Origin of the sequence: Paenibacillus medicaginis, assembly GCF_042138635.1 — a bacterium.
In the GTDB taxonomy this organism is placed as follows: Bacteria; Bacillota; Bacilli; order Paenibacillales; family Paenibacillaceae; genus Paenibacillus; species Paenibacillus medicaginis.
In genome coordinates, this window is sequence record NZ_JBHIRY010000022.1 from 76,902 (window position 1) to 90,664 (window position 13,763).

The following is a 13,763-nucleotide window of genomic DNA, read 5'->3' on the forward strand; positions in this document are numbered from 1 at the left end:
CTCCTTTGTTATTCACTGAAGTGTCACTTCGTACAGAGTCAGGCTCCCGCTTCGTCCGCCTTGAGAGGCGTTAGAGTCCGTGCGATCTGATGATGACTGCCATTCCGAGGCCGGAATTTCAGTTCCGTTCTCCTGAATCCACTGAGTCAGCTCGGAATTGCCGCCACTCGGGCCACCTTGGCCACCTTCGGAAATCAGGAAATATTTCACCTTTCCGCTCTTCACGAGAGCCTCAAGCTTTGCAGTGTCATAGACGGGGTCTGATGCGACGAACCCGTTCAAAATCACGACTTTTTCGCGTTCATCGATCATATAAGGAGCCGCAGTGCCATAATTCATCGTTGCAAATAAATATTCTTCACCAGTGTTATGGTCACGCAGATACTCGAGCAGCTGTTCGTTCACGTTCTCCGAGCCGCCTGAACCGCCGCCCCTCATGGAACCACCCTGGAAGCCACTTCCGCGATCCGTCCGGTTATTACTCGCTGGAGCCTCTGCCACATCGTTCCCGGAATCTGCCGCAGCTTCTGTATTAGAGGCACCGTTTTCTCTGAAGCCACGGCCTTCCCGCATTGTCATACCGCCACTGCCGGGGCCTCCGCCCATTACAAAGCCGCTCTGGCTTGGTCCGGCCTGGGGAATCATGCTGTTCCCGCCGTATACAATGGGGGTGGAAGCCCAATACACCGGGCCAATGAAAACGGCGAGCAGGCTGATGACAAGAGACGTTTTTACTTTGGCAGGAGCGCCGTTGCGGAATACCACAAGCAGAACAGCACCAGTGATGCCCAGGACCAGCGTGCCGACAGACCAGTAGCTGCCGATCGTATCGTTATATGCCTGCATGATGTACCATGCGAAGATGGAAGTGACGAGCACCGCCGCTGGCAGCAGCCAGCCGAGGCGCTGCTCGCGGTCGCGGTAAAGCTTCCACAATTCCAGCGAGCCCGCGCCGAACAGAGCGGCGATCGGAGGAGCTAGCATAATCAGGTAATAATGATGGAAGAAGCCTGCAATACTGAAAAATGCGGCTACCGGCAGCAGCCATGCCAGCCAGAAAAGGGTTTCCTTATGCTTCATGGTGAAGCTGTGCCATCTGAAGCTTGCAAGCAACGCTATGCTGGCTAGAGCGGCTACCGGCAGCAGCCAGCTGGCCTGGCCGGAAAGCTCCTTCTGGAACAAGCGCAACGGGCCGGGATCACCGGTACCGAACATGCCGCCTCCGCTTCCGCCGCCTGGGCCCCCACCCATGCCGCCTCCGGGGCCTCCACCCGTGCCGCCTCCGGGGCCTCCGTTCATTCCACCATCGCTGTCTGCGCTTGTGTCACCCGGACCACTGCCAGCATTATCGTCAAAGCCGCCTGGAGGCATCTGCATTTGGCCGCTCGAATCGTTCGAGCCTCCTGAACCGTCCGAACCGCCACCTGTCTGGCCTGTGCTGCGGTCTCCCGTCAGGCGGGACACGCCGTTGTATCCGAATGCCAGATTCATGACAGAGTTGGTGCCGCTGCTTCCGACATAGGGCCGCTCATCCGCTGGAGTTGAATCCACGATCAGCGGCCATGACAGGGATACCAGCAGCAGCGCCGCCGCTGATCCGGTCAGTACGGCTGTTTTACGTTTCCAGTTCACTTTGCCTGACAATACATAAAAGAGAATAAATGCCGGCAGAACCATATAGGCCTGAAGCATCTTCATATTAAAGCCGACGCCTATAATGGCGAATGCCGCGATGACACTTGCGATTTTGCCCTTTCGGATACCGTGGAACAAAAACCACGCCGCAAGCAGCAGGGTGAAAACGAGCATGCTGTCAATGTTGTTTGTTCTCGCCACGGCCACCGCCACCGGCGTACACGCCATGGCAAATGCCGAGAGGCGTGCGGCCGCAAGACCGAAGGTTGGCTTAACGAGCAGGTAGATCAGCAGCACCGAGCCTGTCTGGGCAAGCGCCTGCGGTAAAATGACGCTCCAGCCATGCAGCCCGAAAATGTAGGCGCTCAGTGCCTGAATCCAAAAGGTGACAGGGGGTTTATCAATGGACACCGAGCCTGCCGAGTCCAGGGAGGCAAAGAAAAAGTTGTGCCAATTTTCCAGCATGGCCGCCACGGCCGTCGTGTAGTAGGTATTGGCGTATTGATCCTGCCAGATGTTATATCCGCCCAGAAATGCGGAAAAAACCATAATGAGCACCAGCGGGATGTCCACCCGGCTTCGCCATGTTTTGTTCATATGCATCAATCACTCCTTGTGCTTGTTAGCTTATTGGGTAACTCCATCATGGCCCCGCTACCTGAAGCAGCTATGAAGCCTGGCTGAATGTTCACTGAAAGAGATAGTTCAAAAAGTCATCTTTTCTCTGCCGTCATTTTCAGCCAAATTTCAGGTGACGGTAGCATAATAGTGGTATGTTAAATGTCTGACTTGAAAGGATGGCAATGGGATGAGTACGCTAAACGGCGTGAAAATATTAATTGCGGATGATGAACCGCATATATTGCAATTTTTGGAGTTTGGGCTGGTGAATGAGGGATTTGAGATCAGAAAGGTCTCGAACGGCGAGGAAGCGCTGGAGGCTGCGAGGGAATTCAGGCCTCATGTAGCGGTGCTGGACGTCATGATGCCGGAAATGAACGGCTTTGAGGTCTGCCGCAGCCTGAAGGAGACGGGAGACAATATTGCTGTAATCATGCTGACGGCCAAGGATGAGGTCGATGACCGGGTCAAAGGGCTCAAGCTGGGCGCTGACGATTATTTGGTCAAGCCGTTTAATTTTGAAGAGCTGTTGGCTCGCATCGAAGCGCGGCTGCGCAACCAGTTTCCCGATCTGCTGGGCGAGGTGGCCTATGGACCGTTTTGTATCGATGACCGGCGCAGGGAAATCAAATATGCCGACCGTGTGCTGGGGCTGTCTCCGACCGAATATGAGCTGCTCAAGCTGCTGGTGCTGAATCATGGACTGGTGCTGAGCAAAGCCCGGATATTGGACCGGGTATGGGGCTATGATTTTGGCGGGGAAGACAACATTGTCGAGGTCTATGTCCGCTCTCTGCGCGATAAGCTGCAGGACAAGGAGCATAAGCTGATCCGGACACTGCGCGGTGTCGGCTACCGGATGGATTTGCCATGATACGGGGTACAAAAGAGTGGCGGGACGTCCTGTCGCTTCGTTCCCTGCGCTCACAGCTACTGGCGAGAACGATCCTTATTGTGGCTGTGCTGCTGGCGTTGATCGGCTTTCTCCAATATGTATTGATGAAGGATTTCCTGTACCGTAGCCGTGTGGACACGATGGAAGCCCATCTGCGTACGATGCCGGTGGAGTTGTTCGCTAAATGGCGGGCGCCCGTGGAGAATGCTGCTCCTGGGGCGAGGAGCAAGGACGGCCAGAAGCCGCAGCAGGAGCGGCCGCGGTTTCTGTTTATGCCAGATACCTCCGTTGCCGTGATCGGAAAGGATAGCGCTTTTACGGATCTGTCTGCTGAAAACGGTCTTTCGTCTCCACAGCTGTCGGCGGAAGTGTACGAAGAAGCACGCCATAATACTGACAACCCACACAGGAAGAGAGATTACTGGCTTGTAGAGGATGCGCAGGGGAACGAGCAGCTGGTGATTGTACGGACAGGCAGAGGCCCGCGCGCGGGCGGCGGTGATCTGGTGCAGATGGGTTACCGCATCGGCCCCTTGCGTGACCTGCTGCTGAGGCAGCTCCTGATCTTTATCTCATTGGCTTTACTGGCTCTGGCCGGCGGGCTTGCTTTGATGCTGCCTGTGCTGCGGCGTACGCTCGTTCCTCTCTCCGAGATGGTCAGGGCGGTGAAGAGGGTGGATGCGGGAAATTTAACCGAGCGATTCGAAGCCAATCAGGGGCAGTATGAAATTGACCGGTTGGCGGTGTCCTTTAACGGGATGCTTAGCCGTCTGGAAGCGGCCTTTGCTGCCGAAAGGGAAGCACAGCAGCAGATGAGGCGCTTTATTGCCGATGCCTCACATGAATTGCGGACGCCCTTGACGTCGATCCATGGCTTTCTGGAGGTGCTGCTGCGTGGGGCCGCGTCCAACCCGGCCCAGCTGCAGGCTGCGCTGGAGAGCATGCATGGGGAATCCAGGCGAATCAACAAGCTGGTGGAGGATCTGCTGCTGCTGGCGAAAATGGACCGGAAGCCGCAGATGGAGCTGAAGGACACTTCCCTAGACCGCCTGTTGCTCACCATGAAGCCCCAGCTCCGAATGCTCGCGGGTGACCGGGAAGTAACCTTTAATCTTACGGGGGCGGTTCATGTGCTGGCAGATACTGACGCTCTCAAGCAGGTAATTCTGAATCTTTTTCATAATGCGGTTCAGCACACGGACGCCGAGCATGGTGTCATTGCCGTCACACTTTCAGCAGATTCCAGCACAGCCGAGCTGTCGGTGCGTGATAACGGAGCCGGGATGAACAAGCAGCAGTTGGGGCGCATCTTCGAACGGTTCTTCCGCGGGGACTCGTCCCGCACACGCAGCTCCGGCGGTGCCGGGCTTGGACTGGCCATTTCCCAATCCATTGTGGAGGCGCACGGCGGTGTGATTGAGGCGGACAGTGAGCCCGGCAAAGGCAGCGTCTTTCGCATGAAGCTGCCATTGCGCGGACAACATCCCGGACAAGAGGAGAATTGATGTAGCCCAGTCGCAAGAAAAACGTATGTTGCCGTACCTTCAAAGAAGCTAAGCCGAGCTAAGCGGAAGTTTTCTTGCGATTATAGGATTGTTCAGCCCGCTGAAAATGAAAAAGCTGCAGCCGGAGGCGAACCTCCGCTGCAGCTTTTTTTGCCTGTCTGGTTGTCAGTTGATCAGCTCGCCTTCCTGCAACAGCAGGTAAAGCACTTTGGCCGCTGCCTCACGCGTGGTTGGCGCCTGCGGTCTGAAGAAGGAAGAGCCCCCTGCTGTTTCGCCGTTCATCAGTCCGGCTGCCGTTACTTTCTCAATGCTGCTCTTTGCATACTCTGCGGCTGAGGAAGCATCGGCGTATGGAGTACGCGCTGAGCCCTGGGCATCAGGAGTGATTTTCAGCAGATCGATCGTCTTGGCCAGCATAACCGACATTTCCTGACGGCTGATGTTGGCGCCCGGATCGAACGTGCCGTTCGGCCGTCCGCTAATCAATCCGGCCTGGTAGGCTGCCCCGACATCACTGGCATACCAGTTGCTTGAGCTTACGTCCGAGAACGGCGTGCTTGCTGCTGGCTGCAGCCCGAGCGCACGTGTCAGCATGGCTGCAAACTCGGCGCGCGTAACGTTTTTCTTTGGCGAGAACGCTGTTTCCGAGGTGCCGTTGACCAGCAGCTTGCGTGCCAAGGATTGAATTTCGGATTGAGCATACGAAGATGAAATATCATTGAAATTCACTGCTCTGGAAGCCGCCGCGTAGGTCGAGAAGCCTGGGCGGCTTATTTTCACGACGGTCGTTCCGTCTGCCTGAATGCTGAAGACGGAAGGGGCAGGATACACCTTGCCGTTATTGGTATACAATACGCCGGCCGTATTGGCTTTGAGCTCGCCCGGCACGGTGAAGGCGCGGACAATCCGGACTCCAGCCGGTACGGTAATAGGCTCGCTGGTCGAACTGGACAGGACATTGACTTCAAAGGCTGTCGGCGTTCCGACGAGCGAAGCCCCGGCAAAGCCGTTCGTGAAGTCAGTTGCCGCCTGCGCTTCGCTGCTGACGATCAGCTCCAGGCTGGCGCCGGAAATCACGGAGCTTAACAGGGATAATGGAAGAGCCAGCGAAGCTCCGTTGCTGTTCAAAATCAGGCTGCTGTCTGCGGCTGCGCCCGACAGAATTGCAATCTGTGCGGCAGTGAGCGTCAGCTTCGTTGTAGCCGTGCCTTGATTGTTGGCTGAGATGACGATGGCTGTCGGTGACTGGCCAGCTGCGGTCAAGGCAGCTTGCAGGTCCGCGTCGGTTACGGTCAATGCCTGCGCATTGCCGCTGACAATCGCGGAGGCTGCTACAGCCTGGGTGGTTTGTCCTTGCTGTACAACCGTCTGAATGCTGCCGGCGCTCACTGGAGCAGGTTGAGCTGGTACCGGTGTCGGGCCTGGAGTTGTAGAGCCCCCGCCGCCCCCGCCAGAACCGCCGCTGCCAGCGGACCCTTTGTCATCATCGTCGTCATCGTCACGTCCGCCACCCCCGCCGCCGTTACCGGGGTTGCTGGGGTTAGCTGGCGTGTTATCGACACGCAGCGCTTTGGATGCGTAGTATGCGTCCAGAGCGCCTTCAAAGAAGGTGTAGTTTCCGTTTTTGTCCAGCTTTGGCGCAAGCAGTGTTATTTTATAGACTCCATCGGCCAGGTGACGGTATATCGGGTTTCCGTTCCCGTCTGTTTCCAGATTTCCGTACACATCGAGCCCTACATAGGAACCGTCGAAGTCTTTAAACTGGTAGTCCCCCTGCTGCAGAAAGCCCGAATCGCTGGATATTGCGTCCACTACCCCGACCAATTGATCATCCACACCGTAAATCTGTAGTTCGATGTAGTCGGTATTGCCCGCAGTCAGGCGGAAGGAAATGTCGGTTGTATCCTGCTTGCCATCACCGTTAGGAGTAATGACCGGATTCGACAGGGTCATCTCCTGCAGGCCAAAGCCGGTAGCAGGCTGTTCGTCTCCGACATGGACAGAGAATGGCAGATGCAGGGTAGGAAGACCTGCGCTTTCCAAAATGACTTCGCCTTCATACACCCCGTCGGCAGCTCCTGCCGTTGGCAGTACGGAAAGAACGAAGGGCTCTGTGCTGCCAGCCGCCGCTGAGACCGATCCTCCGTCGATTCCCTGCAGCTCGGCCTTGATGTTGTTCACATCCGGTGTCGGTACAGCATTATTATCACGAAGATCCAAAGTTACGTCAGGATGCATTACAACGGAGGCGTTGTACTTTACGCTGTCTGAGGACACGTTTTTCAACTGAAGCTGGATTTGCTTGGCTGGGCTGCCAGCCGGCATGACGCCGAAGCTTGCAGAGGAGCCATAGTTGGTAACATTTTGGTAATTCAGATCCTTGTTCAGTATGGAAATTTGCTCAACCGTCTGCAGCAGGGCAGGGGTTTCGATCGCCTTGGCGATATTGACACGTCCTGCACCCTGCGAGTAGACATCATAAAGCGTGCCGTTCCCGTCATGCAGGGCATCGGATGTATTGGCCAGGGCTGCGCGCACATCAAACGGAGTCCAATCCGGATGCTCCTGCACGAGCAGAGCCGCCAAACCGGCTACATGCGGGGAAGCCATACTCGTTCCGCTGCTGCGTTCGTAGGCCTCCTCATAGGAAGCATCTTCAATATATTTGCTCCATTCCGGGTAAGTAGACATAATATTCACACCCGGAGCAACCACGTCCGGCTTGATTCCGAGCAGCCCGTCGCTGTTGGGTCCACGGGAGCTGAATGAAGCAATGGTGTCCCCGGTGACTTCGTACCGTGGATAATCGTTACCAAACGTAATGGATGCGAACTGTCCTCCGCTGGCCAGAATGCTGCGCGCCAGGGCGCGGCCTTCCTTGCCTTTCATATCGAACGTCGGAACGAAGCCCAGGCTGTCCCCGACGCTCACATTGCTGTAATCATTCCGGTTCGGGACATTCTCGGACAGGTCGGCCTCATCGGTGCTAGTGCCGCTCGTACTGCCATTGAAGATAATGGCTGCTTTGGCGCCATGCTCCTGGGCAATAGCGATTTTATCCACGAAGGCCAGATTGCCGCGGGAGATGAGCACCACTTTGCCTTCCACGTCAAGGCCTTCATAGTCCTCGACTTGACCCAGATCCACATACACAAGATCCAGCGGGCCGGTGCCAAGAATACTGGCAAAATCCTCATCCCTTGTTCTCCAGCCCATCATCTGGAACTCATGATCATGATAGGTGGAATCAGTGACCGAGCTGTAGGTATCCGCCGTTACGGACGCCGACGCGGTGAAGGTATAACCCGGCGAGGTTGCTGCCCCTACAGAAATCCCCAGCTGTGAGGAAGCGGGTGATCCCATGGAATAGAAATAGGAGCCGTTTGGCGCATCCCCCGCGTTACCGTTCGCAATGACCGCTACCACGCCGGACAGCACCGCGTTGTTGATGGCGATGGAATCCGGCGAGTTGGGGTCCTTCTCCTGATCGGACCCGAGCGACAGGTTGATCACGTCCATTCCGTCCTTGACGGCCCGCTCAATGCCGTCGATGACCTGGGCCGAGGAGCCGGAAGCCCGGGATGAGGACCCGTTGCGGCCAAGCACCTTGTAAGCATACAGGTCAACGTTGTAGGCGATGCCCTTTTGCACAATGTCGGACATAGTATTTTTGGCCTGTCCGGCAATTGTACCCGCCACGTGCGTGCCGTGCGAGGTTCCCGTGAAGCCGGCACCATAAGGGTCTTCACTCACCGTAAGGGGCGGTTCCTCATAGGGGTCATTGTCCTGATAGAAGGAATCATAGCCGCCTTTGTAGGCATCCTTCAGATCGGGATGGTTGTAATCGATGCCGGTATCAATGACGCCAACCTTGATGCCTTCGCCCGTCAGTCCCAGTGCCCAGGCCTCCGGTACACCGATCTGCTTCAGCGGCGCTTCATCAAAGAGGACATCATAAGTAGCCGCTTCCGCTGTGAGAGTAGCCGGCTCTTCCACCGGGATGGAGAAATACGTTTTGTTCTCATGGACTGATTTCACTCCCGGCAGCTTGGCCAGGGCGGGGATTTTAGCGGCAGGGACCGTTACTTCCATACCGTTAAACACCGTATTGTACTTATAGTTGACGGTTAGCGGAATGCCCTGCTGTTTGGCGAACTCGACCAATGAGGTCTGTTCCTTGGAGATGGAGGATTCGGCGGAACGGGCGGAGAAGGTCCCTAATCCCCGGGTGGCGAATCTTTTGACAGCGACTGGTTCGCTGCTGAGCTGTACGATAACATTTACGTTCCTGGAAGATGAGGTGTCTAGCTCCGGTGAAATATAGGCAGGTTCCGGAGCGGCCTGCAGCTCTGAACGCGCAGCATCCAGCTCAAGCCCGGTCTGTGCAGGGTCAACTGGAGCAGCCAGGCCGGTGGATGGAAGAGAAAGTCCGGCAGCAAGAATAAATGCGAGCGAAACGGCTGGTAATTTTCGTGGGAAAGAATACTTTTTCAACAACGATTCCCCTCTTTTCATTCAAAATATAATTCTTTGAACTGCATCGAGCTGGAGCGTCTGCCGGGTTTTGCTTGGCCTCCTTTCATTTGAGAATTTAAGCCATGGTGACTGGGTGGATATGTAGTTTTGAGCCATATGTTACCATATCGAATGGCGGTTTACTATCATTTTTTTAATAGATTTGGGATGAAATAGAGATTTGCGGTGAACTCCCTGGTATGAAGATGAGAGAAATATTTTGAGGAAAATGCGCTTTCGGATGGCAAAGCTGCAAGCATTAATGATATAATCTGCATTGGAATTGTTGACTTTGAAATATACTCTCTTAAATAAGGAGTCGATTGGTATGGCAAAAACACTCATTTTCGGGCACAAAAATCCGGACACAGATACGATTACTTCAGCGATCGCTTATGCTGCATTAAAGACACAGCTGGGAGCCGACGTTGAGGCTGTGCGGTTGGGGGAAGTGAACGGAGAGACGCAATACGCTCTGGACTACTTCAAAGTAAGCGCTCCTCGCCTTGTGGAGAACGTGGCTGAAGAAGCGCAGGAAGTAATTTTGGTTGACCATAACGAGCGCCAGCAGAGCGCCAATGATATCGATAAAGTCCGTGTTACCGAGGTGATCGATCACCACCGTATCGCGAATTTTGAGACAGCCCATCCGCTGTATTTCCGCGCTGAGCCTGTCGGCTGCACTGCTACTATTTTGAACAAGCTTTATAAAGAGAACGGTGTTGCGGTTCCGAAGGATATCGCGGGGCTGATGCTGTCTGCCATTATTTCGGATTCCCTGCTGTTCAAGTCTCCGACCTGCACGGAACAGGACGTTGCCGCAGCACGCGAGCTGGCTGAAATTGCCGGTGTAGATGCGGATAGCTACGGCTTCGATATGCTGAAAGCGGGTGCCGACCTGAGCAAGCATACGATTGAGCAGCTGATTAGTCTGGATGCCAAGGAATTTGATATGAACGGCCGCAAGGTGGAGATCGCGCAGGTTAACGCGGTTGATGTCAATGACGTGCTGTCCCGCCAGTCCGAGCTGGAAGCCGCTTTGAACAAGACCATTGCTGATAAAAACCTGGACCTGTTCCTGTTTGTGGTTACAGACATCGTTAACAGCAACTCCGTAGGCATTGCCCTGGGCAGCCAGGCGCAGGCAGTGGAAACAGCCTACAATGTGAAGCTTGACGCCAACAAAGCGGTACTCGAAGGCGTGGTTTCCCGCAAATCGCAGATCGTACCGGTGCTGACCGATACGTTTAACGCCAAGTAAGCGAGTAAGTGGGTTTCAGCAGAAAAGGTATTAAAGAGCAAGCCCTTGTCCTGTCGGACGAGGGCTTTTTTGAGATTTCTAGTATACATAGCGCTGCTGACAGCAATGTCAGTAGATATCCAACATTCGTTTGGCTTCTTCACGGACACGCTGCCTGAGCGATTCGGGCTCCAGAACAACGACATCTGCCCCCCAGCCGAGCACCCACTGCAGGATTTCCTCGGGTTGCCTGACACGTAAATGGGCAATGTAGCCATCCCTTTGCTCAAGAAACTCCTCTAAATAAAAACTGCCTGTTTCTCTTACTCTGTCTGCTATACGGGACTGGACAAAAATACGGACATGAACATTTCGGTCATCCGGCGGCCGATATTCCTGAAGATTGAAGTGCTCCGGGCGTACAAATGATTCCTCCAGAACGGTAAGCTCGCTTATGCGGGATAAACGGAAATGCCGCAGTTCCTGTCGCAAATCGCAATGGGCAAGTAATGTCCATGAACCATTGATAAGCACGAGACCATAAGGTGAGGCCGTCCGGCTGCTTTGGCGGGTGCCGTCAGCATAGGGGACTTTTTTGTTATACAGGAACCTTACCTTTTTTTGCTCCATAACAGCCTGTCTGAGCAGTTCAATCCATTTCAGTTCAAATTCGTTAACTGACAAGTTGCTTGGATTGACCAGTTTTGTGGACATTTGCACCCGGGCTGCATCCTTACGGATATCTTCAGGCAGAATAGCTTCGATCTTGGCCCGGGATGACTGCGCACTCCTGACATACGAGACTTCAAACTTTTGTTCGACAAAGTGTGTTCCGATCAGCAGGGTTACCGCCTCCTCCATGGTAAAGCTCACGGGAGGCAGAAAGTATCCCTCCATCAACGAATATCCCGTACCGGGAGCCCCGGCTATCGGCACTCCTGCTTCGCTCAGGGCCTGAATATCTCGGTAAATCGTGCGGATGCTTGTTTCAAACATGTCCGCCAAGTCTCCGGCTCGTACTACGCTTCTGCGCTGCAGCTCAAGCAAGATAGCCAGCATGCGGTCTGTTTTGTTCACACGGTTTGTTCCTTTCTTCGCAGCAGTCTCGGACATATGTACTGCTATTTTAGAGGATGCCCGCCGGATGTTCCATATATTTTCGTTTCATTTGAAATCGATGCTGTTTTACGGGAGCTTCGCCTCTGCGGACTGCAGTCCCTGCGTGATCTTGTTCTCCCAGCTGTTAGTTTTCTGCAGGGAGGCATGAATGCGGGCCAACTGGTCATACACGACCATCATTTGGGCCAGAGCTGTAACCGCATCGCCTGCTTTAATAGCACTGCGGTACTTCTTGTTGGCGGCGGTTTTGCTTTTGCGGGCAGCGGCTATCGTTTTATTTTCTGCGGTAATTTGCTTTTTCAGCGCTGTAACGGGACTGAGGGCATCCTTGACTGCTTTCTTCTTGGCGGCAGCCTGCTTTTTGGCCGTGCTCAGCGCTTCCTTCTTCGCTTTGATCTCCGCCTTGGCCTGGGTGTAGGAAGGCTTGAGCTTGTTGCGCTGCAAATCAAGAAGGGCGGCAGTCTTGGTGTTCTTCTGCTTTCTTGCCGCAGCTGCCTGCTTGGTGAGGGAAGAGTATCGGCTCAGCAGAGCTGCATGCTTCTGCTCGATCTGCTTGACTTCTGCAGTCAGCCTGGACAGCAATGCCGCATCGATAGCCTGAATATTCTTGTTCAGCGCCTTCAGACGTTCATTATTCTTCTGCCGCAGGGTCTGGATCTGTTTGCTCTCCAGCTGAATCAGCGTCTCAAGCTCCGTAACATCATCATAGACGGCATCGAGCCCGTCCAGTGCAGCTTCCCAGCCGCCGGCCTGAGCGGGGACGGCGCTTCCCCACCATAATGCTGCAACCAGCAGCAATATCAGCATCCTGTTCCAGTCTTTCAAGCTCCCTCTGTTCACCAATGATTTTCCTCTCCTTTGTTTAAATTGCGCTGCGCAACAGGCTGAACGCAAAAAAAGCACCCCGCAAGAAAGGCGCAATGGCCTGTCCTGCGGGGTGCTTCACCCGCACAGCATGATAAAAATTGTGCTTCTACCATAACCCACTGTCGCAAATTTGTCAACGAAGAAGCAAACTTCCTGCAGGAACAGGGCATCAGGTCCGGCTATTTCAATTGCTCTGTTGTGCATTCCTCAGGCGAGATGTGCTCTACAATGCTTTCGATGCTCGGGTGACGCATAGTTCCGCCCGGTGTCCATTCCAGGAAAGCCACTTTAACCACCAGCTGTGGCCTGATCCAGGTCGTTTCCCTCAGTAAGGGAGGCTTGGCGTTAAAAGGAAGCGTGCCAAGCGCCAGCGGCTTGACTCTTTCGGTCAGGCTGCCCCAGTCTGCGACGGTCAACTGCCCTGTGCCGGCATGGCCGATATACATCAGCTGGCCTTCCGGCGTATACAGCCCCAGCAACAGAGAGTTGACTACCTTGTCCCGGAAAGTTACCCCGCCGATCACGGCGTATAAATCGCGGCTGATTTTCCGCTTCTGCCATCGTTTGTCTTTGCCGTCAATGAGATAGGTGCTGTCCGTCCGTTTCAGTACAACGCCTTCAAGCCCCTGCCCCGCTACCGCCCTGAACAGCGCGTTTCCATCCGGAAAGCTCTGCACGATCTGCACCAGCCGCTGCTCCGGCTTGATGATGTCCTGCAGCAAATCCTGACGCTGTGCAAGAGGAAGCGCGGTTACCCAGCGATCCTCGGCCATCAGCACATCAAACACCATATAAACGACAGGTATGCTGCTGACCGCCTGCCTGATGGACTGTGGTTTGCGCAGGCTATCCCTTTTCATAATCTCATGAAAAGAAGGCTTCCCTCCGTCAAAAGCGACCAGCTCCCCATCCAGAATGAAGGAGGAGGCGGCGCAATATATGGCAGGCTGCAGCAGCTCCGGGTATTGCAGTGTTCTGTCATTCAGCCTCCGGTTGACAAGGCGCACCTGTTCCTGGCTGCAGTAGGCCAGCATTCTTACTCCATCCCATTTCACCTGGGCAATCCATTCCGGGCCGTCAGGAATATGCTCTGTCCGGACCGGTTCGAAGGGAACAATCGGCTGCAGCTCCATGAGTATCTCCTTAACTTATGTCCTTTACGAACAGGATCTGAAAACACGTTATAGGATGCGGCTTTTTACTATGTTGCATTCATAATACATCCCTTATTTTGTAAAAAAATCTCTGATTCGCTCTAAATGTGTCACACGACATGACAATGAAATGGCTCTTATTGTGCATATCTATACAAATTATATTAAAAATATAAATTTACCACTGGTATTTAATAATTTTTTTTAGTATA

Annotated in this window: 8 protein-coding genes; 3 read left to right on the forward strand and 5 right to left on the reverse strand. The window is 54.3% G+C overall.

All coding sequences use genetic code 11. From position 1 onward, the window contains the following. Positions 1-12: 12 nt before the first annotated feature. A complete protein-coding gene (locus ACE5LO_RS19735; RefSeq protein WP_375521717.1) occupies positions 13-2,232 on the reverse strand; it encodes a glycosyltransferase family 39 protein in 2,220 nt (739 codons plus the stop codon). Positions 2,233-2,443: 211 nt separating this feature from the next. Between ACE5LO_RS19735 and ACE5LO_RS19740 the strand changes: the two genes are divergently transcribed. Continuing rightward, positions 2,444-3,130 (forward strand): response regulator transcription factor, encoded by a 687-nt coding sequence (locus ACE5LO_RS19740; protein WP_375521718.1) that lies wholly within the window; start codon positions 2,444-2,446, stop codon positions 3,128-3,130. Continuing rightward, positions 3,127-4,656, forward strand: a complete 1,530-nt coding sequence (locus ACE5LO_RS19745; RefSeq protein WP_375521719.1) for a sensor histidine kinase — start codon at positions 3,127-3,129, stop codon at positions 4,654-4,656. Before ACE5LO_RS19740 ends, ACE5LO_RS19745 begins: the two co-directional genes overlap by 4 nt. Before the next feature lie 165 nt (positions 4,657-4,821). On the opposite strand, the gene ACE5LO_RS19750 is transcribed toward ACE5LO_RS19745, so the two are convergent. Beyond that, positions 4,822-9,150 (reverse strand): S8 family serine peptidase, encoded by a 4,329-nt coding sequence (locus ACE5LO_RS19750; RefSeq protein WP_375521720.1) that lies wholly within the window; start codon positions 9,148-9,150, stop codon positions 4,822-4,824. A 349-nt stretch (positions 9,151-9,499) separates the two neighbouring features. Between ACE5LO_RS19750 and ACE5LO_RS19755 the strand changes: the two genes are divergently transcribed. Further along, the gene (locus ACE5LO_RS19755; RefSeq protein ID WP_375521721.1) at positions 9,500-10,432 is read left to right on the forward strand and encodes a manganese-dependent inorganic pyrophosphatase; all 933 of its coding nucleotides are present in this window, start codon (positions 9,500-9,502) and stop codon (positions 10,430-10,432) included. 108 nt (positions 10,433-10,540) lie between these two features. Here ACE5LO_RS19755 and ACE5LO_RS19760 read toward each other — a convergent pair whose 3' ends face one another. The 3 genes from ACE5LO_RS19760 to ACE5LO_RS19770 all read right to left on the reverse strand — a co-directional run bounded on the left by ACE5LO_RS19760 (position 10,541) and on the right by ACE5LO_RS19770 (position 13,530). Further along, a complete protein-coding gene (locus tag ACE5LO_RS19760) occupies positions 10,541-11,488 on the reverse strand; it encodes a helix-turn-helix transcriptional regulator (RefSeq protein ID WP_375521722.1) in 948 nt (315 codons plus the stop codon). Between the two features lie 108 nt (positions 11,489-11,596). Next, positions 11,597-12,370 carry a hypothetical protein gene (locus tag ACE5LO_RS19765; protein WP_375521735.1) on the reverse strand — a complete coding sequence of 258 codons (774 nt, stop codon included), beginning with the start codon at positions 12,368-12,370 and terminating at the stop codon, positions 11,597-11,599. 206 nt (positions 12,371-12,576) lie between these two features. Further along, positions 12,577-13,530, reverse strand: a complete 954-nt coding sequence (locus ACE5LO_RS19770; protein ID WP_375521723.1) for an ATP-dependent DNA ligase — start codon at positions 13,528-13,530, stop codon at positions 12,577-12,579. Between the last annotated feature and the right edge of the window lie 233 nt (positions 13,531-13,763).

Coding starts and splice junctions, on each gene's coding strand:
- ACE5LO_RS19745 (WP_375521719.1), top strand. CDS start 3,127: ATGATACGGGGTACAAAAGAGTGGCGGGACGTCCTGTCGCTTCGTTCC.
- ACE5LO_RS19735 (WP_375521717.1), bottom strand. CDS start 2,232: ATGAACAAAACATGGCGAAGCCGGGTGGACATCCCGCTGGTGCTCATT.
- ACE5LO_RS19755 (WP_375521721.1), top strand. CDS start 9,500: ATGGCAAAAACACTCATTTTCGGGCACAAAAATCCGGACACAGATACG.
- ACE5LO_RS19740 (WP_375521718.1), top strand. CDS start 2,444: ATGAGTACGCTAAACGGCGTGAAAATATTAATTGCGGATGATGAACCG.
- ACE5LO_RS19770 (WP_375521723.1), bottom strand. CDS start 13,530: ATGGAGCTGCAGCCGATTGTTCCCTTCGAACCGGTCCGGACAGAGCAT.